This is a genomic window from Janthinobacterium sp. UMAB-60 (assembly GCF_900095235.1).
Lineage (GTDB): Bacteria > Pseudomonadota > Gammaproteobacteria > Burkholderiales > Burkholderiaceae_D > Janthinobacterium.
The window spans coordinates 95,375-119,225 of record NZ_LT607496.1; the positions used below are offsets into that span (position 1 = coordinate 95,375).

21 protein-coding genes and 1 pseudogene are annotated in these 23,851 nt (G+C 64.4%); 11 read left to right on the forward strand and 11 right to left on the reverse strand.

All coding sequences use genetic code 11. From position 1 onward, the window contains the following. From K0F86_RS27710 to K0F86_RS21940, 4 genes and pseudogenes are all read right to left on the reverse strand, one after another. A pseudogene (locus K0F86_RS27710) lies at positions 1–510 on the reverse strand (Ppx/GppA family phosphatase); the annotation flags it as partial. Positions 511–674: 164 nt separating this feature from the next. Beyond that, complete coding sequence (locus K0F86_RS21930) at positions 675–1,757, reverse strand: calcium:proton antiporter (RefSeq protein WP_099759686.1); 1,083 nt, start codon at positions 1,755–1,757, stop codon at positions 675–677. Positions 1,758–1,998: 241 nt separating this feature from the next. Further along, the gene (locus K0F86_RS21935) at positions 1,999–3,150 is read right to left on the reverse strand and encodes a diguanylate cyclase (protein ID WP_219136296.1); all 1,152 of its coding nucleotides are present in this window, start codon (positions 3,148–3,150) and stop codon (positions 1,999–2,001) included. Positions 3,151–3,187: 37 nt separating this feature from the next. Beyond that, positions 3,188–3,463 (reverse strand): hypothetical protein, encoded by a 276-nt coding sequence (locus K0F86_RS21940; RefSeq protein WP_071078435.1) that lies wholly within the window; start codon positions 3,461–3,463, stop codon positions 3,188–3,190. Between the two features lie 159 nt (positions 3,464–3,622). Between K0F86_RS21940 and K0F86_RS21945 the strand changes: the two genes are divergently transcribed. Both K0F86_RS21945 and K0F86_RS21950 read left to right on the forward strand, forming a co-directional pair. After that, the gene (locus tag K0F86_RS21945; RefSeq protein WP_219136297.1) at positions 3,623–4,393 is read left to right on the forward strand and encodes a transferase spermidine synthase; all 771 of its coding nucleotides are present in this window, start codon (positions 3,623–3,625) and stop codon (positions 4,391–4,393) included. A gap of 154 nt (positions 4,394–4,547) precedes the next feature. Beyond that, complete coding sequence (locus K0F86_RS21950; RefSeq protein ID WP_219136298.1) at positions 4,548–7,427, forward strand: EAL domain-containing protein; 2,880 nt, start codon at positions 4,548–4,550, stop codon at positions 7,425–7,427. 26 nt (positions 7,428–7,453) lie between these two features. Here the strand turns inward: K0F86_RS21950 and K0F86_RS21955 are convergent, their stop codons facing one another. The 4 genes from K0F86_RS21955 to K0F86_RS21970 all read right to left on the reverse strand — a co-directional run bounded on the left by K0F86_RS21955 (position 7,454) and on the right by K0F86_RS21970 (position 11,891). Beyond that, the gene (locus K0F86_RS21955) at positions 7,454–8,335 is read right to left on the reverse strand and encodes a LysR family transcriptional regulator (protein WP_219136299.1); all 882 of its coding nucleotides are present in this window, start codon (positions 8,333–8,335) and stop codon (positions 7,454–7,456) included. Between the two features lie 80 nt (positions 8,336–8,415). Then, a complete protein-coding gene (locus tag K0F86_RS21960) occupies positions 8,416–9,033 on the reverse strand; it encodes a hemolysin III family protein (protein ID WP_219136300.1) in 618 nt (205 codons plus the stop codon). A 106-nt stretch (positions 9,034–9,139) separates the two neighbouring features. Further along, on the reverse strand, positions 9,140–10,636 hold the full coding sequence (locus tag K0F86_RS21965; RefSeq protein ID WP_219136301.1) for an NYN domain-containing protein: 1,497 nt from the start codon (positions 10,634–10,636) through the stop codon (positions 9,140–9,142). Between the two features lie 112 nt (positions 10,637–10,748). Continuing rightward, the gene (locus tag K0F86_RS21970; RefSeq protein ID WP_219136302.1) at positions 10,749–11,891 is read right to left on the reverse strand and encodes a dienelactone hydrolase family protein; all 1,143 of its coding nucleotides are present in this window, start codon (positions 11,889–11,891) and stop codon (positions 10,749–10,751) included. Positions 11,892–11,910: 19 nt separating this feature from the next. Between K0F86_RS21970 and K0F86_RS21975 the strand changes: the two genes are divergently transcribed. Together K0F86_RS21975 and K0F86_RS21980 are read left to right on the forward strand one after the other, a co-directional pair. Further along, a complete protein-coding gene (locus K0F86_RS21975; RefSeq protein ID WP_219136303.1) occupies positions 11,911–12,084 on the forward strand; it encodes a hypothetical protein in 174 nt (57 codons plus the stop codon). A 10-nt stretch (positions 12,085–12,094) separates the two neighbouring features. Beyond that, positions 12,095–12,466 (forward strand): flagellar basal body protein, encoded by a 372-nt coding sequence (locus K0F86_RS21980; protein ID WP_219136304.1) that lies wholly within the window; start codon positions 12,095–12,097, stop codon positions 12,464–12,466. Between the two features lie 16 nt (positions 12,467–12,482). Here K0F86_RS21980 and K0F86_RS21985 read toward each other — a convergent pair whose 3' ends face one another. Then, positions 12,483–13,091 carry a TetR/AcrR family transcriptional regulator gene (locus K0F86_RS21985; RefSeq protein WP_219136305.1) on the reverse strand — a complete coding sequence of 203 codons (609 nt, stop codon included), beginning with the start codon at positions 13,089–13,091 and terminating at the stop codon, positions 12,483–12,485. Between the two features lie 140 nt (positions 13,092–13,231). On the opposite strand from K0F86_RS21985, the gene K0F86_RS21990 reads away from it, so the two are divergent. From K0F86_RS21990 to K0F86_RS22000, 3 genes are read left to right on the forward strand one after another with little or no spacing between them, the layout of a single operon-like run. Further along, positions 13,232–14,293 (forward strand): sugar phosphate isomerase/epimerase, encoded by a 1,062-nt coding sequence (locus tag K0F86_RS21990; protein ID WP_219136306.1) that lies wholly within the window; start codon positions 13,232–13,234, stop codon positions 14,291–14,293. A 27-nt stretch (positions 14,294–14,320) separates the two neighbouring features. Continuing rightward, positions 14,321–15,187 carry an alpha/beta fold hydrolase gene (locus K0F86_RS21995; protein ID WP_219136307.1) on the forward strand — a complete coding sequence of 289 codons (867 nt, stop codon included), beginning with the start codon at positions 14,321–14,323 and terminating at the stop codon, positions 15,185–15,187. Next, a complete protein-coding gene (locus tag K0F86_RS22000) occupies positions 15,184–16,113 on the forward strand; it encodes an alpha/beta hydrolase (RefSeq protein ID WP_219136308.1) in 930 nt (309 codons plus the stop codon). Before K0F86_RS21995 ends, K0F86_RS22000 begins: the two co-directional genes overlap by 4 nt. Positions 16,114–16,163: 50 nt before the next feature. On the opposite strand, the gene K0F86_RS22005 is transcribed toward K0F86_RS22000, so the two are convergent. Next, complete coding sequence (locus K0F86_RS22005) at positions 16,164–16,700, reverse strand: molybdopterin-dependent oxidoreductase (RefSeq protein ID WP_219136309.1); 537 nt, start codon at positions 16,698–16,700, stop codon at positions 16,164–16,166. Positions 16,701–16,727: 27 nt separating this feature from the next. Next, positions 16,728–18,728, reverse strand: coding sequence for a TonB-dependent siderophore receptor (locus K0F86_RS22010; RefSeq protein WP_219136310.1), 2,001 nt, complete (start codon positions 18,726–18,728; stop codon positions 16,728–16,730). 281 nt (positions 18,729–19,009) lie between these two features. Here K0F86_RS22010 and K0F86_RS22015 point away from each other — a divergent pair, with 281 nt between their 5' ends. From K0F86_RS22015 to K0F86_RS22030, 4 genes are read left to right on the forward strand one after another with little or no spacing between them, the layout of a single operon-like run. After that, positions 19,010–19,834, forward strand: coding sequence for an IclR family transcriptional regulator (locus tag K0F86_RS22015; protein WP_219136311.1), 825 nt, complete (start codon positions 19,010–19,012; stop codon positions 19,832–19,834). 51 nt (positions 19,835–19,885) lie between these two features. After that, entirely contained in the window at positions 19,886–21,040 is a 1,155-nt protein-coding gene (locus tag K0F86_RS22020) for an acyl-CoA dehydrogenase family protein (protein WP_219136312.1), read from the forward strand. Positions 21,041–21,051: 11 nt separating this feature from the next. Continuing rightward, complete coding sequence (locus tag K0F86_RS22025) at positions 21,052–22,590, forward strand: class I adenylate-forming enzyme family protein (RefSeq protein ID WP_219136313.1); 1,539 nt, start codon at positions 21,052–21,054, stop codon at positions 22,588–22,590. 60 nt (positions 22,591–22,650) lie between these two features. Then, entirely contained in the window at positions 22,651–23,817 is a 1,167-nt protein-coding gene (locus tag K0F86_RS22030; RefSeq protein ID WP_219136314.1) for an ABC transporter substrate-binding protein, read from the forward strand. Positions 23,818–23,851 lie beyond the last annotated feature (34 nt).

Genomic DNA, 23,851 nt, shown 5'->3' on the forward strand with positions numbered 1-23,851 from the left:
CCCGCCGATGAAGAACGACAGGCTTTGCTTGACGGTGCCCAGGCTGAACGACTCGACGCGCTCGATATCGTTGCCGCGCCCCAGTATCAGTTCGGTCGAGCCGCCGCCGATATCCATCACCAGCCGGCGTTCGCCGGGGATGGCCAGCGCATTGGCCACGCCCATGTAGATCAAACGCCCCTCTTCCTCGCCCGAGATGATTTCGATCGGATGGCCGATGGCTTGCTCGGCCAGCGGCAGGAAAACGGCGCCGTTGCGCGCCACGCGCATGGCCGATGTGGCCACCACGCGCACGGCATCGAGTTCGAAGCCCGCGAGGATGGCGCGAAAGCGCTGCAGGCAAGCCAGCGCCCCCTGCATGGCCGCCTCGGTCAGGTCGCCATTGGCATCCAGGCCGGCGGCCAGGCGTATCGGGTCGCGCACGCTCTTGACCACGCGTATGGTGTCGCCATCATGCTTGCCGACGTGTAAACGAAAACTGTTGGACCCCAGGTCCACCGCTGCATACATACTGGCCTCTTGTCTTGTCATTGCTGTACCAACTGAAAAAAGTTGGCAAAATCAGTTGCTAAACTATATAAATCATTTAGACGATTTAAAAATCCTACCACACTACCCCCATCGTATGACAGCGGCGTGACAGGATTGTGACAAAACAGCAGCCGCGCGGCGGCTTACGGAACGATGGTGGTAAATAAGTAAACGGCAAAAATCACCAGGTGCACCGTGCCCTGCATGACCGTGGTGCGGCCCGTGCCCAGCGACAGGGTGGCCACCATCAGCGACAGCAGCAACAGCACTGTCGATTTGATATCGAGTCCCAGGGTGATCGTCAGGCCCGTGGCCAGCGACACCACCACCACGGCGGGTATCGTCAGGCCGATGCTGGCCAGGGCGGAGCCGAGGGCCAGGTTCAAACTCGTTTGCAGGCGATTGGCGCGCGCGGCGCGCACGGCGGCCAGGCCTTCGGGCAGCAGCACGATGGCGGCGATGACGATACCGACCAGTGTCTTTGGCGCGCCCATGGCGGCGATCGCCGTCTCCAGCGCGGGCGCCAGCGACTTGGCCAGCAGCACCACGGCGCCCAGGCACACCAGCAGCGCGCCGGCGCTGACCCAGGCGACGGTGGGCGTGGGCGGCGCCGCATGCACCTCTTCGTCACCGACGGCTTCCTTGGGCAGGAAGTAGTCGCGGTGGCGCACCGTCTGCACCAGCACGAAAGTGCCGTACAGGACCAGCGAGATGACGGCGATGAAAATGAGCTGGCTGGAGTTGTAGTACGGGCCGGCGGCGCTGGAGGTGTAATTCGGCAGCACCAGCGTCAGGATGGCGATGGCCGCCAGCGTGGCCAGCGACGCGCTCACGCCCAGCAGGCCGAAGGTCTGTTCCCGGTGGCGCCCGGCGCCCAGCAGCAGGCAGATGCCGACGATGCCGTTCAAAATGATCATGATGGCGGCAAACACGGTGTCGCGCGCCAGTCCCGTCGTTTCCGGCCCGCCGGCCAGCATCAGCGAGACGATCAGCGCCACCTCGATCAGGGTCACGGCCAGCGCCAGCACCAGGGTGCCATACGGTTCGCCGATACGGTGCGCCACCACTTCCGCGTGGTAGACGGCGGCCAGCACGCTGCCGATCAGGCCAGCCACCAGCAGGATCTGATAGTAGCCGCCGACATTGAAGGTGGAACCGAACAGGAAGAGCCAGCCGGCAAGCGGGGCGGCAAGCGGCCATACAGGCAGGGATTTGAGCATTTTCATTATGGGCCTGGCAAGAGTAAGAAAGGGGAACTGCGGTGCGGACGACAAGAGGGGCCGAGCGTGCACCCCACAGCATAACTTGCCTAGCTTAAATGAAAGTTAGAGAATGCACATGTTCGGCGTGCCGGCGGCCAACATGGCCTGTCTGGTAACGTGCCGTTGCAATTTTCTTGTCCTGTTCCTGCCCAAGGAATGCGGCAAGCAACCCAACTGGCTGGGCTCGCGCAAAAAATAGGCCGATTTACATATCCAGGGTGCTGGCGCCTTGCGCTTCCACCACCCTGTTGCGGCCCGCCTGCTTGGCCGCCTGCAGCGCCTCGTCGGCCCGCTTGAACAGGCTGACGCTGCTGTCCTCGGCGCGGATGGTGGTCACGCCCAGGCTGGCCGTCAGCTGCAGCACGGCGCGTTCCGTCTTGACCGGCAGCGCTTCGACGGCGGCGCGGATGCGCTCGGCCACCATCAGCGCATCGGCCAGATTCGTGCGCGGCAGCTGGATGGCAAATTCGGCGCCGCCCAGGCGGCCCATCAGGTCGCTGTCGCGCAGCTGCTGGCGGCACGTGTCGACGATGGTTTTCAGCACCGCATCGCCCACCGGATGGCCATAGCTGTCGTTGACGCGCTTGAAATGGTCGATATTGAGCACCACCAAGGCCGTCGGCAAGCCGGGCCGGCGCGCCAGCGCCATCCACGGCGCCAGCGCCTGGTAAAAGCCGCGCCGGTTCGGCACGCCCGTGGCCGCATCGAGCACCTCCAGGCGCGCCAGTTCGCTGCCCATTTTTTCACGCAACAGCAGCAGGTAGCCGAAAGCGTTCGTCAGCATCATCAGGTACAGGGCGCCAAAACCGGCCAGCTGCAGCAGCTCGGCGTCAACATCGGGGATGGCGGCAGCGAGCACGCCGCGCGCGGCGATCAGCAGCGACAGGATGCCCATGCTGACGACGAGGAAGCGGCGCAGCATGCTTGCCTCGCGCCATTTGAGGCACAGCGCGGCCACGCCGGCGAGGAAAAAGCCGGCCACGATCAGCGAGCCGCCGGCACTGCGCAGCAGCGGCGCCACGTCAAACAGATAGCAGGCGGCAAACAGCGCCACCGACAACCCCAGTGCCGGCAATACATAGCGGCGCCAGCCGCTGCGCCCGGCCGCCTGCCACAGCGCGCCCGCGTCCAGCGCCATGCCGGCAAACAGCAAGCTGTTGCCCAGCAAGATGGAGAGGAAATCGGGCAGCACGCCGCGGAAATACAACAAACACCAGGCCACGGCCTGGCACTGCTTGGCTACCGCCCAGGTGGACAGGCTGAGCGACTTTTTGCGCTCGTACTCGAAGAAGAACAGGGCCGCGCACAGGCTCAGGTTGCCGAGCGCCAGGGCCAGTACCAGAGTCTTGATATCCATGGGCTACGTTATCGATGCGCAGGCGCGGCGCGCCAGGTCAGATTTCGTGTTCGACATTCGTGCTGCCGTCGCCGACCTTGCTGGCCCACGCCTGCACGAAATACTGCTTTTCCACTTCACTGGGCGCCTCATGCCAGAACACGATGAGGGTGCCCTTGTGGTCATGGATCTGCGCCACTTTTTCAATGAATCCGAAGTTGGCGGCCACGTCGGCCAGCGCCGCCGCATAACCATATACGCGCGTCAGCCGCTCGATGCGGTCAGGCTCCGTAAAACTGTTCGTCGCGGTAATGATGGGGTGATCCAAAAACATGCTTGTCTCCATGGTGCCCGACTACGTGGCCGTGCCGCCGCGCGCCATCTACATATACGCATGCTCGGCGCGGATTAATCGGGTATGCTCGCGGAAGCTTATCAGATTTCTCTGAATGCAACAAAGCATCTTCCCCAGTCCACTCAGCGAAGTCGTCCTATGCCGGATAGCCAATTACCTGCCGTACGCGCGCCCCAGGTGCATACCTGTGGCGACCGGCGCCGCCTGGAATTCCAGCCAGGCATGATCCAGAGCGAAATGCTGCTGTCGCGCCCCGACCATCTGCTGCTGCGCTATGCGCGTGCCATGATGTGCTTTACCCTGTTCGTGCCGCGTCCCCGGCACATCCTGATGGTGGGACTGGGCGGCGGCTCGCTGCTGAAATTCTGCCACCGCCACCTGCCCGAGGCGCGCATCACGGTGCTGGAACTGCGCGCCGACGTGATCGCCCTGCGCGAGCAGTTCATGCTGCCGCCCGACGACGCGCGCCTGCGCATCATCGAAACGGACGCCGTCAGCTATATCCGCCAGCATCCGGGCTGCGCCGACGTGCTGCTGCTCGACGGCTACGACGAAACGGGCCTGCCACCCGCACTGGGCAGCGCGCGCTTCTATGCGGACTGCCTGCGCGCTCTGCTGCCCGGCGGCGTGCTGGTAGCCAACCTGTTCAGTTATGACGAGCACTACCCTGCCATGCTGGCGCGCCTGATGCTCACCTTCCGCGGCGCCGTGTGCCACTTCGACGGCATCGCCGGCAACAACCGCATCGTCTTCGCCGCCAGGCCAGACAAGCTCGGGGCGGGCCGGGCCCTGCGCGTCGTGCGCCTGGTGCGCTGGCGGCGCGTGTGCGGCCTGGGTTTCCTGAACCGCTGGCTGCCCGCATGGCAGTTGTGGCGTGTGCGTCGGCGGGCAGGCGCGGGCAGCGACTGAAAGTCGTCTTCCCCTGCCATGGATGTTGTTGCTTATTAGCAGTAATTTGGTGCAAAATCAGCATGATGGATGTGGTTTATGACAAACTATGGCCTGCGCGGGGCCGGCAGGCGCCGCCGAATCCAAGTATCCATGAAGTGAGATAGGAAAAACCATGCTGCGTGGCCGCCTGCCCTTGTCGATTTCCGCCGCGGCCGCGCTGACTTTTGCCTGCGGCGTCGGCATCACCGGCGTGCTGTTCTGCGCCATCAGCCAGCTCGAATACGACAAAATGAGCCTGAGTCTGCAGCAGCGCGCAGGCGCGCGCGTGGCCGCCATCGAGCAGGGACTCGACGACGCGGTCGAGGTGCTGACCACGACCAACCAGCTGTTTGCCGCCGTCGTGCCCGTCACGCGCGAGCAGTTCCACGCCTTCACCACGCCGCTGCTGCAACGCCACCCGTTCATCCAGGCATTCAATTTCCACCGCCTCGTGCCGCATGCGCAGCGCGCGGCGTTCGAGGCCGAGCTGCGGCGCATCGTGCCCAACTATGCGATGACGGAAATGCACAATGGCGTCATCCATCCCGTGACCGAGCACGCGACCTACCTGATCGTCGATTATCTCGAACCGCTGCAGGGCAACCGCCCCGCCTTCGGCCTGAACGTGCGCCCTGACGGCTTGCTGGCCGGCGCGCTGGAACAGGCCATCATCAGCGGCCAGACCACCGCCACCGGCCTGCTGGCCCTGGCGCAGGGTCCGCAGCAGGGTTTCGTCATCCTGCGCCCCGTGTACCGCCACGGCGTGCCCCTGCAGACGGTGCAGCAGCGGCGCGCGGCGCTGATCGGCGATACGGCGGCCATCGTCCGCGCAGGCGAACTGGTGCAGAAAATCCTCGCCGGCGCCGACCTGCTGGGCGACCCGCAGCTTGAACTGAGCGTCTACGCCGACGCTGACGCCGACCCGCGCCAATTGATCTTCCGGCATGGCCAGGCGCCTGCCGCCGAAGCGGGCGACGCCTGGGAGTCGCTGCCACGCTGGCTGCAATTTGCCTATCACAGCCGTTATGACCGGGGCTTTTCCTCCGCCGGCCGGCCCTGGCATGTGCGCGTGGTGGCCCATCCGCGCCCTTTCCTGGCCGACCATCTGGGCTCATTGTTCACCCTGATCACCGGTTTGCTGTTCAGCGTGCTGACGGCCGCCTTCGTGCAATCGCTGACGCAGCGCTCGCGCCGCGTGCAGCTGCTGGTGGAACAGCGCACGGCCGATCTCAAGCGCAGCAATGAACTGCTCAGCGCCGACGTGCGGGCGCGCCAGCGCACGGAACGCGCCCTGCAGGAAAGCGAAAAGCGCTTCCGCCGCCTGCTGGCCCTGTCCTCGGACTGGTACTGGGAACAGGATGCCAACTTCTGCTTCACCCACATCACCGGCGGCTTTACGGACAAGTCCAACATGCCGCTGGAACGCTTCATCGGCATGACGCGCTGGGAAAACAACCCGGAGATGCGCAATTCGCGCTGGGGCAAGCAGCATATCGCCAACCTGGAAGCGCACCTGCCCTTTTCCAACCTCGAATATGCGATGCAGGACCGCGATGGCCAGCTGCGCTGGTTCAGCATCAATGGCGAACCGCTGTTCAACGAGCTCGGTGAATTTCACGGCTACCGGGGCACAGGGTCCGAAATCACGGAACGCAAGCTGGCCGAGCAGCAAATCCAGCACATCGCCCACCACGACGTGCTGACGGGCTTGCCCAATCGCGCCCTGCTGCGCGACCGCCTGGCACAGGCCATGGCCCTGTCGCGCCGCAAGAACCGGGCCATGTGGGTGCTGTTGATCGACCTCGACCGCTTCAAGTTCGTCAACGACAGCCTGGGCCACAAAGCCGGCGACCTGCTCCTGAAAACCATCGCCACGCGCCTGCAGGCCAGCCTGCGCGAAAGCGATACGGTGGCGCGCCTGTCGGGCGACGAATTCGTCGCCATCCTGTGCGAACAGGCCGACGAAGTGCTCAGCGCCGCCATCGTGCAGCGCGTGATGGATGCGGTGGCGCAGCCGGTACTACTCGACGGCAAGGAATTCTTCGTCACCTGCAGCATCGGCGTGGCCGTCTACGACATGTCGCGCTACGACGCCCCCGGCGACGTGACCTTGCATGGCGAGACGCAGAACCTGATCGAGCAGGCCGACATCGCCATGTACTGCGCCAAGAAACAGGGCCGCAACAACATCAAGTTCTACACGACGGCCATGAACCAGGCCACGCTGGAGCGCCTGCGCATCGAGACGGCGCTGCGCAACGCGCTGGAACGCGGGCAGTTCGTGCTGCATTACCAGCCGCAGGTGGACCTGGCCAGCGGACGCATCGTCGGCGTGGAAGCGCTGCTGCGCTGGCAGCACCCGGAACTGGGCATGGTGGCGCCGCAGCGCTTCATCGCGCTGGCGGAAGATACGGGCCTGATCGTGCCGATCGGCGCCTGGGTCATGCGCGAAGCGTGCATGCAGGTGAAACGCTGGCATGCGGCGGGACTGGACACGCTGCGCCTGGCCGTGAACCTGTCGGCGCGCCAGTTCAACGAGCCGAACCTGGTCGCCTTGATCGCCGAAGTGCTGCTGGAAACGGGCCTGCCGCCCGCCTGCCTGGAACTGGAACTGACGGAAAGCCTGTTCATGCACGATGTGGCGCTGGCCGTCAGCCAGCTGCACGACATGAAAGCGCTGGGGGTGCAACTGTCGATCGACGACTTCGGCACCGGCTATTCCAGTTTCGCCTACCTGCGCACCTTCCCCATCGATGTGCTGAAGATCGACCGCAGTTTCGTCGGCGACGTGGCGCGCGACGCGGACGACGCGGCCATCGTCGTCTCCATCATCGCCCTGGCGCACAATTTGAAGCTGCGCGTGGTGGCCGAAGGCGTGGAAACGGCGGAACAGCTGGACTACCTGCGCCAGCACGGCTGCGACGAGGCGCAGGGCTATTATTTCAGCCACCCGCTGCCGGCGCACGAGGTGGAACAGCTGCTGCGGGCCGAAGAAACACACGCCATGCCGTAGCGGGCGGCGCCAGTCATGTCCGGTTCCTACAGCTTCTGCTGCAGGAATTCGAGGAAGCAGCTGATGCGCTGCGCCAGCTGGGTATTGCGGTAATAGACGGCGTGGATCTGCTGGCGGTAGCCCGTGTAGAACGGCTGCAGCACCTGCACCAGGCGGCCGGCGGCGATGTCGTCCTTCGTCATGAAGTCGGACAGGCAGACGATGCCCTGGTCATGCAACGCCAGCTGACGCAGGGTTTCGCCGCTGGAGGCGGCCAGCGCGGGCACGATCTGCAGGCTGTTGCCCGCTTCGTGGCGCAGCGGCCAGTGATTCCCCAGTTCATATTGCGCAAAACCCAACAGCGCATGGCCGGACAGCGCTTCCGGCGTGGCGGGTACGCCGTGGCGCGCCAGGTAGGCGGGCGTGGCCAGCACGTGCAGGGGACTGGCACTGAGCGGGCGCGCATGCAGGGTCGAGTCGACCAGGGCGCCGATGCGAATGGCGATGTCGGTGCGGTGCTCGAGCAGGTCCGCGATCTGGTCGTTGCTGGTCAGCTCCAGGCGGATGTCCGGGTACATGGCGCGAAACTCGGCCACGTGGGGCACCACGCAATGCAGCATGAAGGGCGAGGCGGCATCGACGGACAGGCGCCCGGCCGGCTTCTGGCGGCGGATGCGGATCGATTCCTCCACATCCTCCATCGAGGCGAGGATGGCGCGCGCCTTGTCCAGGAACAGCTGCCCCTCTTCCGTCAGCTCCATGCGCCGCGTGGTGCGCGTCAGCAGCGAGGTGGCCAGCTTGTCTTCCAGGCGCGACAGCGCGCGGCTGACGCCCGAGGTGGTTTGTCCCAGGTGCACGGCGGCCGCGCTCAGGGTGCCGCTGTCGATGACGGTGACGAAGATTTTCAGGTCGTCCGAATTGATATCCATTGTTGCCTTATTATTGACTGCGTTTCACATATCGCGCCATTATAATGGAATCATGGCAACAGTGATGGCAGCAGCCAACGTCAGGCAACGTAGAACAAAATGGCGATAAAATGACAGCTACTGCCGGCCAGCACGAACAGGTGCCAGATGCCGTGGCCATGGCGCAGCTTGTGGTCGGTGGCGTAGAAAGCGATGCCGCCCGTGTAGCACAGCCCGCCTGCCACCAGCCACAGGAAGCCGTTCCACTCGAGCGCCGCCAGCAACGGCTTGATGCCGATGACGATGAGCCAGCCCATGGCCACGTAAATCACCAGCGACAGGATGCGCGCGCCTTTTGCGTACACATATTCCTGCACGATGCCAAACAGCGCCAGGCCCCAGACGACGCCGAACAGCGACCATCCCCACGGCCCGCGCAGGGTCACCAGCATGAAGGGCGTATAGGTTCCCGCGATGAGCAGGTAGATGGCGCAGTGGTCGAGCCGCTGCAGCACGGCCTTGGCCTTGCCGCGCACGCTGTGGTACAGGCTGGAAGTGAGGTACAAGGTCAGCAGCATGACCGCATACACGCTGCAGCTGACGATTTTCCAGGGGTCGCCCGTGCGCGCCGCCACGACGATGAGGATGACGCCGCCGATGGCCGCCAGCGCGGCGCCCACCGTATGGGAAATGCTGTTGAACCGTTCACCGTGGTACATGCTTAAGCCCGCTTCGTTAAAAACAGGCTCATCCTACACGCTTGGGGTCAGACCCGTCGGGACTCGGCGTCCCCGTCCGACCCCAGTCCTTGCTTTGGGGTTTCAATCAAGCCGCTTCCGCCTTCTTGCGCGCGGGACGGCGTGCCGGCGTCTTGCGCGGCGCCTTGGCCGGCTTGTCTTCCGCCATGACGGCCACGTCCACCGGTGCAGCCTCAATCACAGGTGCCGCTTCCGCCACCGCTTCAACCGCCTTCTTGGCCGGCTTTTTCGATGCTGCCGCCTTGCGCGCTGGCGTGCGCGGCTTGGCCTTGGTCTTCGCTTCGGCGACGGTGTCCACCATCACTTCAGCTACCGGTTCCGGCACTGGCATGGCTTCCGCCACCGCCACCTCGACGGCTTCCGCGCGCGCTTCACGGGCGCCATCGCCATTCTTGCGGCCGCCACGGCCATTGCGGCGCGAACCGCGCTTGGCGCTGCCCTCTTCCGCCACGACCTCGACTGCGGCTTCGGCCACCTCGTGCAGCACTTCCGGCTGTGGCGCTGGCGCATACTGCTCGATGACAGCCGATTCGGCCTCGGCCACCGGCACGAAAGCCTGTGGCGCGGACTCGCCGCGGCGTTGCTCGTTCTGCTTGCGGCCGCCACGACCATTGCGGCGCGAATCGCGGCGGCTGCCGCCTTCGCGGCTGTTGCCCTCTTCCGCCGTCGCGCCGGTCTCGCCACTGGCGCTTGTCTCGCTGGCGGCATCCGCGTTCACGGCGGCAGGCACGGCCACCAGGCCGCTGCTGCGGTAGACATAGGCACCCGATTTCTCATCGCGGCCAAATTCCAGCAAGCCGCGCGCCTGCGCTTCTTCCAGCAGGTTGCCGAAGGTGCGGAAACCGTAATACGATTCGCTGAAGTCCGGCTTGCGGCGCTTGATCGCTTCTTTCAGCATCGAAGCCCAGATCTTGCCGCTGTCGCCCCGTTCGGACACCAGCGCGTCGAACGTTTCGACGGCCATCTCGATCGCTTCCGTCTTGCGCGACTCGTATTTTTCCTTGCGGCGCACTTCTTCGTCGGGCGAGCGCTTGACAGCGGCAGCCGGGCTTTCGCGCGCGTCGCGCTTGGCGGCCGTGCGGCGGCTCTCGCGCACCAGGTCATCGTAGAAAATGAATTCGTCGCAGTTCGCCACCAGCAGGTCGGAGGTCGACTGCTTGACGCCCACGCCGATCACCTGCTTGGCGTTTTCGCGCAGTTTCGACACCAGCGGAGAGAAATCGGAATCGCCGCTGATGATGACGAAGGTGTTCACGTGAGCCTTGGTGTAGCACAGGTCCAGTGCATCGACGACGAGGCGGATGTCGGCCGAATTCTTGCCGGACTGGCGCACGTGGGGAATTTCGATCAGTTCGAAGTTCGCTTCGTGCATGGTGCCCTTGAAACTTTTATAACGGTCCCAGTCGCAATATGCCTTCTTGACAACGATGCTGCCCTTGAGCAGCAAGCGTTCGAGGATGGGCTTGATATCGAATTTTTCGTAATTTGCATCTCGCACGCCGAGCGCGACGTTCTCGAAGTCGCAAAACACGGCCATGCTGAGGTTTTCTGGGGATGACGCCATAAGGGTGAATTCTCGCTGGATAATAAGGGCGGACGGGAAGCGCAACGCCTCCCTTTTCGCCTAGTATATTCGCCCATCGCCCGTTTCGGCGACAACTATCGTGCGCGGCGGCCTATTGCGCACCGCCGACGGCGCTGGCACCGGGCCAAACAACGCTTTCATCGACCGAATACAACTGGCACGGCAGGCTGCTGCGGCGCTGGCACGAAGCGAGTGCGCGCACCTCGGGACTTTCGCCCTCCTCGGCCCAGCCCCAGGCGCCGCTGGCCGACAGGGCAAAGGCGCGCGGCGCGGTTTTCTCGAGGAAGACGCGGTAGGCCGCGCGGCCCTGCTCTTCCAGATACGGCACGGCGGCGATATCGTCCTGCGGCGCGAAATGCGTGGCGGGCGGCGACGGCGCATCGGCCACACGATAAACCTGCCGCACCGGCATGCCGACTCTCTGCAGGAAGCGCTCGGTGGCGGGCAGCCACACGGCCACGCCGTCGCGGCTGCCCAGGGTCAGGTGGGCATCGCGCTTGAACGGGCCATAGGCCAGCAGTTGCGCCCGGCCGCCGGAACCGGTAAAGGAATTGAACAACCGCCGCGCCAGCGCCGGCGAAAAATACGAGTCGTTCGCGCCATACAGCCACAGGCTGGGGATGTGGTTGTAGGCGCCCAGGGTGGCGAAGGTCTTGGCCAGCGCCCCTTGCCAGTCGCAGCCGGGCATGTCGACGCGCAGGCCGCCGGCAAAATTGAGCACGCCGCGCACGCCGGGCACCATCCGGGTGGCCAGCGCCAGCGCCGCCATGCCGCCATACGACTGCCCCGCGACGACGATGCGCTGCGGGTCGACCCAGCTCTGGCGGCGCGCATACGCGAGCGCGGCCAGCATGTCGCGCGCCTGGCCCTGGGCGTTGCCCAGCATGTCGCAGCCAAAATCGCGATAGGCGCCCGTGGAGCGGGCAAAACCGGCGCGCATGGGCAGCATCACCGCATAGCCGCGGCGCACGAACTCGGTGGCCATATAGATGAAGCGCTCGCGCTGCTGCAGCCGGGCCGGGCCGGCCTGCTTGCCGTGATTCATCAGCAGCAAGGGAAACGGTCCGGGGCCGGCGGGACGGAACACCGTCGTCTCCAGCGCCTCGCGCAAGCCGTCGCCGGCCGGCACCATGATCACCTGCTCGTTCAGGCGTGCATCGAGCGGCAACTGCAAGGGAACAAACTGGGCTTTCAGGGGCAGGCAAGGCAGACTGAGCAGCAAACCCAGGAACATGGGGCGAAGCAGATGAAAAATGGCGGACTCCGTGGATGACTTCCCTGCCAGTCTAGACAGTGAAATGCCACAGGACAATATAAAAAAATTACGTGATGTACCTATTTTTTTGCGGCAAGATGCAACAGAAAAAATTATTGCCTTACACCACCACACTTTTCCCGCTGGCGGGAGTAAACTGGATGTATTCTGAAGGAGTCGCCATGTCCATCTCCGCCCTCACCACCGGTACTTCGGGGCTGACCGCCAACCAGCGCGCGCTGGATGTGGCCGCCAACAATATCGCCAATGCGAATACGCCGGGCTTCCAGCCGCAACAAGCCGAGTTCCAGGAGTCCAGTCCGGCCGGCACGGGCGTCACGCTGTCCGTCGAAGGACGCAAGCTGGCCGCCAGCGAAAGCGTCAGCGGCGCCAATGCAACTGCGGCCAAGGCGGCAGAAAGCCGGCCGAACGGCGTCGGCCTGGCGTCCGAACTGACGGATAACCTCGTCTACAAGGCCGGTTTCAACCTGTCGGCGAATGTCGTCAAGGCGGCCGACCAGGCGCTGGGCAGCCTGATCGACGTCAAGACTTAAGCACAGTCACTACCGGTTAGATAGTCTGATTTTTCATTTCCAGCGCCAAGGGCGCCATCGCCGGCCGGATCAGTGCCAGCAGCCGTTCGGCGGGAATGCCGTCGCGCGCCTGCACCGACAGACCGTGCAGCAAGGCCGCATAATAGTCGCCCAGCGCCTGCACGTCCGCCTCTCCCTTTAATTCTCCCGCCAGCTGCGCCGCGCGCAGGCGCTCGATGACCGCTTGCGTGCGCGCGCGGCGGTGCTGCGCCAGCCAGTCGGCAATGCCGGCGTTTTCCGCGCTCGTGTTGGTCGCGGCCGTGACCACCATGCAGCCTTGCGGCTGGCCGCTGCGCGTGTACAGCAGCACGGCCTCCTCCAGCATGCGCGCCACCGCGTCGCGCACATTCAGGCTGGCCGCCAGCGCGTGCACGGCAAACGCGCCTTCTCCCGTTTCATACAACTCCACGGCTTCGCGGAACAGCTGCTCCTTCGAGCCGAACGCCGCATAGATGCGCGCCGAGGCGATGCCCAGCGCCGCCACCAGATCGGCCATCGACACGCCTTCATAGCCGCGCGTCCAGAACGCGTCACGCGCTTTTTCCAGCGCCAGCGCGCGGTCAAATTCCCTCGGTCTTCCTGCCATTGTGATCCTCTGCTTACGAAGTGGCGGCCAGTATAACGCCTGGCACGCAAGCCGCCTTCGCGATTTATTTTGCATCGACGCCTTGACCGCGCCAACAATTTCACCTATTCTTTGTCGATCGACAAACAATAGGAGCCGATATGAAAACCATCCAAGGACCGAGCCTGCACCTGGCACAATTCGCCGCCGACACGGCGCCCTTCAACACCCTGCCCGCCATCGCCGAATGGGCGGCCGGCATGGGCTTCAAGGCCCTGCAGATTCCCGCCTGGGACGCACGCCTGTTCGACGTGGCACAGGCCGCGCACAGCCAGCAATACTGCGACGACCTCGTTGCCATGCTGGCCAGCCATGGCCTGGTCATCAGCGAACTGACGACGCACATCCTCGGCCAGCTGGTGGCCGTGCACCCGGCCTACGACGCGCTGTGCGACAGCTTCGCCCCGGCACACCTGCACGGCCAGCCAGCGGCGCGCACCGAGTGGGCCATCGAGCAAGTGAAACTGGCGGCCATGGCCTCGAAGCGCCTGGGCCTGACCGACATGGGCACGTTTTCCGGTTCGTTCGCCTGGCCGTATCTGTTCCCGTTCCCGCAACGCCCGCCCGGCCTGATCGAAACGGCCTTCGACGAACTGGCGCGCCGCTGGCTGCCCATCCTCGACATGTGCGAGGAACAGGGCGTCAACCTGTGCTACGAAATCCACCCCAGCGAAGACCTGCATGACGGCATCAGCTTCGAGATGTTTCATGAACGCGTGGGCCGCCACCCGCGCTGCAAGATGCTGTTCGATCCCAGCCACTTCGTGCTGCAGCAGCTCAATTACCTGGAATTCATCGACATCTACAAGGAGCACATCCGCATGTTCCATGTGAAGGATGCGGAATTCAATCCGACCGGGCGGCAAGGCATCTACGGCGGCTACCAGTCGTGGGGAAACCGCGCCGGGCGCTTCCGTTCGCTCGGTGATGGCCAGGTCGATTTCAAGGCGATCTTTTCAAAGATGGCGCAAAACGACTACGCGGGCTGGGCGACGCTGGAATGGGAGTGCTGTCTGAAGGACCAGGAAGTGGGCGCGCGCGAAGGCGTGGCCTTCATCAATGCCCACATCATCCCCGTCACCGACAAGATCTTCGACGACTTCGCCGGCGCCCCCGTCAGCGCGCAGCAAATCAACACCCTGCTCGGCATCGAGCACAACTGATCAACTGAATCAATACAAGGACTCACCATGCATCAACATGAAGACAACTACAGCCACGACTATGTGCGCATCGATGGCCAGCGCCTGCATTGCGTGATTGCAGGCGAAGGCAAACCCGTGCTGCTGATCCCCGGCTGGCCGCAAACCTGGTATGCCTGGCGCCACGTGATGGCAGCCCTGGCGGCCAATGGCTACCAGGCGATCGCCATCGACCCGCCGGGCAGCGGCCACTCCAGCCGCCCGGCCGATGGCTACGACACCGGCGCCGTGGCCGCCACCCTGCACCGCGCCATGCTGGCGCTGGGCCATGCGCAGTACGACGTGGTGGGTCACGACATCGGCATGTGGGTCGGCTATGCGCTGGCCAGCGATTTCCCGCAGGCCGTGACGAAACTGGCGCTGACGGAAGCCGTGATTCCCGGCCTGGCGCCCGCGCCACCGATTTTCGTCGCGCCGTCGGATAACATCTTCCTGTGGCACTTCATGTTCAACCAGGTGCTCGATTTGCCGGAAATGCTCACGGCGGGCAAGGAACGCGAGTACATCCGCTTCATTTTCGACCGCTGGTCGTACCGCCGCGACAAGGTGGCCGTCGACGTGTATGCGGACGCGTATGCCACGCCGGGCGCCCTGCGCGCGGGCTTCGCCTACTACCGCGCCATTCCAGAAACCATCCGGCAAAATCTGGAACGGGCAAAACACAGCCTGCCGATGCCGGTGCTGGCCATCGGCGCCGACCACGCGACGAATGACGCACCCCTGCTGACCATGCAGGGCAAGGCGGATCAGTTACAAGGCGCCATCGTCGCCGAATGCGGCCACTTCATCATGGAAGAACAGCCGGAAGCGTTCATCGCCCACCTGCTGCCCTTCCTGGCCGGAGAGCCCGCATGAGCCTCGACCCGCTGATCGCCGCCTGGCTGGAACAGAGCAACAATGCGCCGCCGCCCGCCTCGCTGGCAGACCTGCGCGCGGCCACGGAAACGGGCTTGCGCCAGCTGCACGGGCCGCTGGAGGACGTCGCCTCGATCAAGGATTACGTGCTGCCCGGTGAACATGCGCTGGCCGTGCGCGCCTACGTGCCGGCCGGCGCGGATACGAGCGCCCCCCTGCCCGCCATCGTCTTTGCGCATGGCGGAGGATGGTGTCTGTGCTCGCTGGACCTGTACGACAATCCGTGCCGCGCGCTGGCCAACGCCACCGGTTGCGTGATTTTTTCCGTCGACTACCGGCTGGCGCCCGAACACAAGTTCCCCGTGCCGCTCGACGATTTTTACCGGGCCTTGTGCTGGGTCGCCGAACATGCGGCGGCGCTGGGCATCGACGTGAAGCGCCTCGCCGTGGGTGGCGACAGCGCGGGCGGCAACCTGGCCGCCGCAGCGGCACTGATGGCGCGCGACCAGGCCGGTCCCGCGCTGGCGCACCAGTTGCTGCTGTACCCGGCGCTCGATTTCGCCTTCGAAACGCCGTCGTACCAGCGCTATGCGGAGGGCCATTCGCTGACGCGGGAAGCGATGCGTTTTTGCTGGTCGACCTACCTGAACGAGCCGGCAGAAGGGAGCAATCCGTATGCGGCACCGCTGCGGGCCGCCTCACTGAAGGACTTGCCACCGGCGACGGTGCTGGTGTGCGAATTCGACCCGCTGCATGACGAGGGAATTACGTATGCGCGGCGCTTGCACGATGACGGCGTGGCGGCGCAATGCGTGCAGCTGGACGGCATGATCCATGCATCGATGCACATGCCGGGCCTGACGCCAGCGGCGCGGGGATTGTTTGACGTGGCGGGCCAGGCGATGCGAACAGCGCTGGGAAGGTAAAAAAATCCGCCGCCGGGGATGGCTCCACGGCGGCCGACCTCTTCACTTCATTACTCCACCAGCTTGCGCACCTCGATGCCATTCAACCATTTCACATGGCGCGGCCCCGTGCGGATATCCTTCGCAGAGATGAGCGCGATCTCGCCATCGTTGTCGTCGAGGGCCTTGCCGTTTTTTTCGTAGTAGACGATCACGCCCTCGCCGGCCGGCGCGTTATACAGCTCGCCCCAGGAAAACACCACCGCATAGCCATCGGTGGCCGTGGCGATGATGGCGAGCTTCTTGACATCGTTATGACCGGGCGCATCGAGCACCGCCTTGTCGAGAATGTCGCGCAGGCGCACGCCCTTGTAGCTGGTGATGCTCTCGGCCTTGTCGCCGTTGTGGCGCGTGACGGCGATTTCCCCGCCGTTGGCCGGCGGCAGCTGGCGCAGGTCGGCCACCTTCAGGGTCAAAGGCGTTTCCACCATGCCCGTCACGGCCAGCGCGTGGCTCATGTTGTCGCGCGCCGGAGCCGGGTCTGCCCATGCGGGCACCGCAGCCAGCAGCAGCGCGGAGGTAAAGCCAGCCAGTATTGTCTTCAACATGCTGTGTCCTTTCATGACAGTGATAAATCAGAACTGGTACTGTGCATTGGCCAACCAGGTGCGCCCGGCGCTGGGGAAGCCGTCGGACAGCGCGTAATTGCGGTCACCCAGGTTCGCCACGCCCGCTTCCAGGGTCAATGCCGGCAAGGGGCGGTACACGGCCTTCAGGTTCAGCGTCGTAAAACCACCGAGTTCCAGGGTGTTCGAGACCCAGCGCCCGCTGTTCGATTCAGCGATGGCCACCACGTCGACCTGGCGCGCCGCGTGCAGCACGGCGTGCGCCGTCAGCTTGTGGCGCGGCACGTCCGTCAGGCGGATAGCGCGGTCGCTGACATTTTTCATGTCCGTATACGTGTAGTTGCCGCCGAAATCGAGCCAGGCGCCGGCGCGGCCACGCACACCCAGTTCCACGCCGCTGATATGCGCCCGGCCCGCGTTCTGCATCTGCGCGCGCACGCCCGACACATTCGCCACGCTCTGGATCTTGTCCTTCACGTCGCTGTAGAACAGCGCCGCCTCCAGCGCCAGGCCTTGCGCATTGCCTTGATAGCCCAGCTCATAATTCATCGCCTGCTCCGCGCGCAAGGCCGGGTTTTCGATATACGTGCCCAGGCGCTGCGAATAGCGGTCCTTCAGGGTCGGCAGGCGCGACTTGCGCGCCACGCTGGCATACACGCGTGCATCAAGACCGATCTTGTGGAACAGGCCCGCCTGCAGGTCGGTGGCCGATTGATTCTCCGGCAGGGTATACGCATTGCCGGCGCTGTAGACGGTGTCCGGGCGCAGTGCATTGCGCGACACGCCCAGCGACAGTTCCGTCGCCGCATTCAGGGCGATGCTGTCTTCCGCGCCCAGGGTCCACAGGGCATCCTTGTACCAGGTAGTGCGTACCCCCCTGGCATCGCGTTCCTGGTGCTCGTCGGCCTTGACGCTGGCCACAAAACGCAGGCTGTGCGCGGCCAGGCGGAACGATTCGAGTTCCACCGCGCCGCCGTTCGTGCGGTCGTTATAGATGCTGCGCCCGCCGCTGACGCTGCCCTGGCCGCTGGTTTTCAGGGTCGTGTAGCTGCCATTGGTAAACGACGTGATTTCATTGTCGTAGCTGTCGTGGTACAGCCGCAGTTTCAGGCGTTCCTGCTGGCCCAGGCGCGTCTGCGAGACGAAATACACGCTTTCCTTGTTCCAGTATGGCCACTGCCAGTAGCGCGCACCGACGGGATTCGTCGATGGCGGCTGGCCCTTTTCGCCATGCTGCTTGTAGTAGCTCAGTGCATACTCGTCGCCCGCCTGCGCGCCTTCGGGCGTGTAGCCCACCTTGAACGACAGCTTGTGGTCCTTGCGATACGCATTGTTGCGCGTGCCGCCGTCTTCCGTGGCCGTGGGACGGAAGTCGGACGACAGGGGGAAACCGTCGCTGTCAATGTACGACACGCCCGCCTGCAGATACCACAGGCCCTGGTTCGTGCCCACGTTGACCGAGACCTGGCGCTCGCTGCCCGAACCGAATCCCACTGACGTATCGCCTTCCATCAAAGCCGTCGGCTTGCGCGACACCAGGTTGATGGCGCCGCCCAGGGTATTGGCGCCGTAGGCCACGGAGCTGAAACCCTTGGCCACCTGGATGGCGGCCAGGTCGCTGGTCGTGAAGCGGTTGAAATCGACATAGCCGTCATACGGCACGTAGACGGGAATGCCGTCGATGTACAGCGGCACCTGGCGCGCATCGAAGCCGCGGATGGCGACGGTTTTTTCGTTGCGCGAATTGGTCGACAGCGATACGCCCGACAGCAAATTGAGGGCGTCGCCCACGTTGTCGCGGTTAAAGCGGCGCATCTCGGCGCGGCGCACTTGCGACCCCACCTGCTGCCCATCCAACTGCGCCACTTGCCCCAGCTGGTCGCGCTGGCCGATCACCGTCACCGTGCCCAGCACGAACGGCGCCGCCGCATCCACGTCTTCCTTGCCAGCAGCCTGCTGCGCCAGCGCCAGCATCACGGCGCCTGCTATTACCTGTTTCACCATCGTCATGTTGTTCTCTTCCGTTATATATCGCCGTATACAGCGATATACAAAAAAATACAAAAAAAGCGGCCACTCGTGCGGCGGCCGTCATCCCATGGCGCAATATACAGACGTATACAACGATGCTCAAGCGACTAGGCCGGAAACAGCTATGCAGGTCAATTTTCCAGGAAAATTTCATGCACCGCAGCATTTCGCTGTGCGAACGAATGTTTCACAAAACGATTGACACGTCCAATTTGGCTAGGCAAACTGATTTCCAGGGAGTCAGAAAAATGAAGGCAAATATGACCAATACTCAGACCGCGGCCGATCCGGAACTGATCGTCTTCAGTGATGACGAAGAAGGCAAGGACCGCCAGTTCGTCAACGCGCTGGCACGCGGGCTGGAAGTGCTGCGGTGCTTTCGCCCCGGCGAAGTGTTCCTGTCGAACGCGGACATGGCCAAGCGCACGGGCATCCCCAAGCCCACCATTTCGCGCCTCACCTATACCCTCACCAAACTCGGCTACCTGAATTATTCGGACAGCCTGGGCAAGTACCAGCTGGGCGCGGGCGTGCTGGCCCTCGGCTACCGCATGCTGTCGAACCTCGATGTGCGCAAGATGGCGCGCGCGCTGATGGAGGAGCTGGCCGAGCATGCGCAGGCCTCCGTATCGCTGGGCACGCGCGACCGCCTCAGCATGGTGTACGTGGAAACCTGCCGCAGCAGCGCCAACGTCACCCTGCGCCTCGATGTCGGTTCGCGCATCCCCCTGATGACGACGGCCATGGGCAAGGCCCTGCTGTGCATCCTGCCGCAGGCCGAGCGCGACTACCTGATGGACCATGCGCGCCTGCACGAGACGGAGCGCTGGCCGCGCATCAAGGCCGGCATCGAACAAGGCTTCAAGGATTACCAGGACCGGGGCTTTTGCATCTCGGCCGGCGAGTGGCAGAACGACGTGCATGCGGTGGGCGTGCCCATGCTGGGTGCCGACGGCGAACAGGTGATGGCCTTCAATTGCGGCGGCCCCGCCTTTCTCCTGTCGCGCGAAAAACTCGAAGGTGACCTGGGACCGCGCCTGGTCGCCCTGGTCAAGACGGTGGAAAAAAACCTGGGCCGCGGTTAGACTGCGCGCCCCCTCTCAACGACAGATCAAATCAAAGCGCCGAGGAAACCGATGATACGCGACGAAGAAACCCTGAACATCCTGCTCGACAGCATCGCCCGTTTCGTGCGCGAAGTGCTGGTGCCGAACGAAGCGCTGGTGGCCGAAACGGATACCATTCCGCCCGCCATCGTGGCGCAGATGCGTGAACTGGGCCTGTTCGGCCTGTCCATCCCGGAAGCGTACGGCGGCCTGGAACTGAGCATGGAAGAGGAAGTCAGGGTCGCCTTTGAAATCGCCCGCACCTCGCCCGCCTTCCGCTCGCTGATCGGCACGAACAACGGCATCGGCTCGCAGGGCATCGTCATCGACGGCACGGAAGCGCAAAAACAATACTATCTGCCGAAACTGGCGGCGGGCGAGATCATCGGCTCGTTCGCGCTGACGGAAGCGGGATCGGGGTCGGATGCGGCATCGCTGCGCACGAGCGCCGTGCGCGACGGCGATTTTTATATCCTCAACGGCAGCAAGCGCTATATCACCAACGCGCCCGAAGCGAGCATCTTTACCGTCATGGCGCGCACGGACCCCGTCAAGCGGGGCGCCTCGGCCATCTCCGCCTTCATCGTGGAAAAGGATACGCCGGGCCTTTCACTCGGCAAGATCGACAGGAAGATGGGCCAGCAAGGCGCGCATACCTGCGACGTCATCTTCGAAAATTGCCGCGTGCCGGCCGCGAACGTCATCGGCGGCAAGGAAGGCGTGGGTTTTAAAACCGCCATGAAGGTGCTCGACAAGGGCCGGCTGCACATCGCCGCCGTCTGCGTGGGCGCGGCCGAGCGCATGCTGGCCGACGCCCTCGCCTATGCGATGGAGCGCCAGCAGTTCGGCCAGCCCATCGCCGAATTCCAGCTGATCCAGGCCATGCTGGCCGACAGCAAGGCGGAGATCTATGCGGCGCGCAGCATGGTGCTCGACGCGGCGCGCCGGCGCGACAACAAGGAAGACATCTCGACGGAAGCATCGTGCTGCAAGCTGTTCGCCTCCGAAATGTGCGGCCGTGTGGCCGACCGCTCCGTGCAGATCCACGGCGGCGCCGGCTACATCAGCGAATACGCGGCCGAACGCTTCTACCGCGACGTGCGCCTGTTCCGCATCTACGAAGGCACGACGCAGATCCAGCAGATCGTCATCGCCCGCAACATGATCAAGGCAGCGCAAAAGTGAAGGAGGCCGCGATGGACATTCCCGCCCTGCTGGCCCACTTGCCGGCGCGCCTGTCGGCCATTCCCGCCCACTGGGCGGCGCGCGCGCCCGATGCGCCCGCGCTGCATGAACGGGGCCGCAGCTGGACCTACGCCCAGCTGCAGCACAGTGTGGACAGCGCCGCGCAGCTGCTGCGCCAGCTGAACGTGCGTGCCGGCGACCGCCTGATGGTGGTGGGCGAAAACTGCGCGCTGCAAGTGGCGCTGATCTTTGCTAGCGCCAGCATCGACGCGTGGATCGTCAACGTCAATGCCCGCCTGTCGGCGCGCGAGATCGACACCATCGCTGCGCACAGTTCGGCGCGGCGCGTGCTGTTCCTGGCCGGCGCCTCGCCGGAAGCGGGCGCGCATGCCGCGCGTCTGGGCGCGGCCAGCGCCACGGTCGACGGCATGGGCGAGCTGCTGGCGGGCGACTTGAACGAGGCGGCCATCGCGGAAGACACGGTGCCCGGCAACGAACAGGTGGCCGCGCTGATCTACACGACGGGCACCACGGGGCAGTCAAAAGGCGTGATGCTCACGCACCGCAACCTGCTGTTCATCGCCGCCGTCTCCAGCACTCTGCGTGGCCTGACCAGCAGCGACCGCGCCTACGGCGTGCTGCCGATTTCGCACGTGTACGGCCTGGCCTCGGTGGCCCTCGGTACCCTGTATGCGGGCGCCGCGCTGTACCTGGTGCCGCGCTTTTCCGTCGACGGCCTGCTCTCAGCCTTGCAGGACGACGGCTTGACCATCGTCCAGGGCGTCCCCGCCATGTACGCCAAGCTGCTGCAAACCCTGGGCGGCGCCGATACGCCGCTGCCCACGCGGCTGCGCTTTGCGTATGCGGGCGGCTCGCCGCTGGCGCCGTCGCTCAAGCACGACGTGGAAAAGCTGCTGGGCACTGCGCTGCACAATGGCTACGGCATGACGGAAAGCGCGCCCACCATCAGCCAGACGCGCCTGGAAACGCCGCGCCGCGACGATTCCGTGGGCATGCCGATACCGGGCGTGGAAGTGCGCGTGGTGGACGTGGCAGGCACGGACGTGACGCCGGGCGAGCCGGGGGAATTATGGATACGCGGGCCGAACATCATGGCCGGCTACTACCGCGAACCGGCCATGACGGCGGCCACCATGCGCGACGGCGGCTGGCTCAATACGGGCGACATGGCGCGCCAGGAACCGGACGGCGCGTTGTTCATCGTCGGGCGCACCAAGGAACTGATCATCCGCTCCGGCTTCAATGTGTATCCGCTGGAAGTGGAAACAGCCCTGAACGCCCACCCATCCGTGGTGCAGTCGGCCGTGGTGGGACGCACGCTGGACGATGGCAACGAGGATGTCATCGCCTACGTGGAGCTCGATCCGCGCCAGCCAGCCAGCGTGGCACAATTGCAGGCCTGGCTGGCGCAAACCCTGTCGCCGTACAAATGCCCGTCCGCCATCATCGTCATGGAAGCGCTGCCGGCGGCCGCCACGGGCAAGATTTTAAAAGGGCAGCTGCGGCAAATGGCGCAGAATGCCCGATAAGTTAACCATGTTGTACCAGACTTGAGAATAAAACCAAGCCACATCACCGGAGGAGACACGATGAAACGTACCTACACACGCATCGCCATGGCAGCGCTGGTCGCCAGCGCCTGGATGACGCAGGCCAGCGCCGACGAATTTCTGGTCGGCGCGGAAATCCCGCTGACGGGCAACCTGGCGCGGGTCGGCGCCGGCATGCAGGAAGGGATCATGGTCGCGGCCGAAGTCTTCAACAAGACCAACGGCAAGCACACCATCAAGATCATCACCGTCGACGACGAATCGGCGCCCGCCAAGGCCATCGCCGCCGTGGAAAAGCTGGCCAGCCAGGGCGTGGTGGCCATCACGGGCGGCTATGGCTCGAACAATATCTCGCCCGCCTCGGACACGGCCAATAAGCTGGGCCTGGTCTACATCACCTCGGGCGGCGTGGACGACAGCCTGGTGGCCAGCGGGCGCAAGAATTTTTTCCGCATCAATAACACGGCCGGCTACGAAAAAGCCATGCTGGGACTGCTGGCCGACGTGGGCGCCAAGTCCGTCTCCATCGTGTATTCGACCAAGGACGCCACCACGGGCCTGGCGAAAGACGTGGAAAAAGCCCTGGCGGCAAAGGGCGTGAAGGTGACGACGCACTCGTTCGACCCGGCCATTACCGACTTCAAGCCCATCATCAACAAGATCAAGCTGCAGGATAAATCGGAAGTCGTGGCTATGGTCGGCTACGAAAACGATTACGTGGGCATCATCCGCGCCGCGCGCGTCCTGAAGCCGAAGATCAAGGCCATGGTGGGCGTGTGGTCGCTGGCCACGCCGAAGATGGCGGCCGACTTCCCCGACCTGATGCCGAACGTGTTCGGCACGGCCCTGCTGCCCTTCCCGACCGAATTCAAGACGGCCGACGGCAAGGCCTTCAGCGACGCCTACAAGCAGCTGTACAAGAAGGAGCCGGACTACCTGGGCCAGTTCGGCTACGTACAGTCGATGCTGCTGTTCGAAGCGATCGCGCGCGCGGCCGACAAGGGCACGCTCAAGAAAGGCGGCGTGGCCGACGAGATGCGCAAGACGGACCGCGAAACCCTGATCGGCCGGGTGCAGTTCGCCGCCAATGGCGACAACCAGAACTTCGTGCACCGCATGGCGCAGCACCAGGACAAGAAGGTGGTGATCGTCTGGCCGAAGGAACACGCGACGGGCAAGCTGGCCTACCCGGCCCTGCCCTGGTAGGCAGCCTCCCGCTGCACACGCGCGCGTCCGCCAG

Coding starts and splice junctions, on each gene's coding strand:
- K0F86_RS21945 (WP_219136297.1), top strand. CDS start 3,623: ATGCCGGATAGCCAATTACCTGCCGTACGCGCGCCCCAGGTGCATACC.
- K0F86_RS22015 (WP_219136311.1), top strand. CDS start 19,010: ATGACCAATACTCAGACCGCGGCCGATCCGGAACTGATCGTCTTCAGT.
- K0F86_RS21990 (WP_219136306.1), top strand. CDS start 13,232: ATGAAAACCATCCAAGGACCGAGCCTGCACCTGGCACAATTCGCCGCC.
- K0F86_RS21935 (WP_219136296.1), bottom strand. CDS start 3,150: ATGGATATCAAGACTCTGGTACTGGCCCTGGCGCTCGGCAACCTGAGC.
- K0F86_RS22030 (WP_219136314.1), top strand. CDS start 22,651: ATGAAACGTACCTACACACGCATCGCCATGGCAGCGCTGGTCGCCAGC.
- K0F86_RS21980 (WP_219136304.1), top strand. CDS start 12,095: ATGTCCATCTCCGCCCTCACCACCGGTACTTCGGGGCTGACCGCCAAC.
- K0F86_RS21955 (WP_219136299.1), bottom strand. CDS start 8,335: ATGGATATCAATTCGGACGACCTGAAAATCTTCGTCACCGTCATCGAC.
- K0F86_RS21960 (WP_219136300.1), bottom strand. CDS start 9,033: ATGTACCACGGTGAACGGTTCAACAGCATTTCCCATACGGTGGGCGCC.
- K0F86_RS22025 (WP_219136313.1), top strand. CDS start 21,052: ATGGACATTCCCGCCCTGCTGGCCCACTTGCCGGCGCGCCTGTCGGCC.
- K0F86_RS22005 (WP_219136309.1), bottom strand. CDS start 16,700: ATGTTGAAGACAATACTGGCTGGCTTTACCTCCGCGCTGCTGCTGGCT.
- K0F86_RS21965 (WP_219136301.1), bottom strand. CDS start 10,636: ATGGCGTCATCCCCAGAAAACCTCAGCATGGCCGTGTTTTGCGACTTC.
- K0F86_RS21970 (WP_219136302.1), bottom strand. CDS start 11,891: ATGTTCCTGGGTTTGCTGCTCAGTCTGCCTTGCCTGCCCCTGAAAGCC.
- K0F86_RS21985 (WP_219136305.1), bottom strand. CDS start 13,091: ATGGCAGGAAGACCGAGGGAATTTGACCGCGCGCTGGCGCTGGAAAAA.
- K0F86_RS21995 (WP_219136307.1), top strand. CDS start 14,321: ATGCATCAACATGAAGACAACTACAGCCACGACTATGTGCGCATCGAT.
- K0F86_RS22010 (WP_219136310.1), bottom strand. CDS start 18,728: ATGACGATGGTGAAACAGGTAATAGCAGGCGCCGTGATGCTGGCGCTG.
- K0F86_RS21930 (WP_099759686.1), bottom strand. CDS start 1,757: ATGAAAATGCTCAAATCCCTGCCTGTATGGCCGCTTGCCGCCCCGCTT.
- K0F86_RS21940 (WP_071078435.1), bottom strand. CDS start 3,463: ATGTTTTTGGATCACCCCATCATTACCGCGACGAACAGTTTTACGGAG.
- K0F86_RS21950 (WP_219136298.1), top strand. CDS start 4,548: ATGCTGCGTGGCCGCCTGCCCTTGTCGATTTCCGCCGCGGCCGCGCTG.
- K0F86_RS22000 (WP_219136308.1), top strand. CDS start 15,184: ATGAGCCTCGACCCGCTGATCGCCGCCTGGCTGGAACAGAGCAACAAT.
- K0F86_RS21975 (WP_219136303.1), top strand. CDS start 11,911: ATGGCGGACTCCGTGGATGACTTCCCTGCCAGTCTAGACAGTGAAATG.
- K0F86_RS22020 (WP_219136312.1), top strand. CDS start 19,886: ATGATACGCGACGAAGAAACCCTGAACATCCTGCTCGACAGCATCGCC.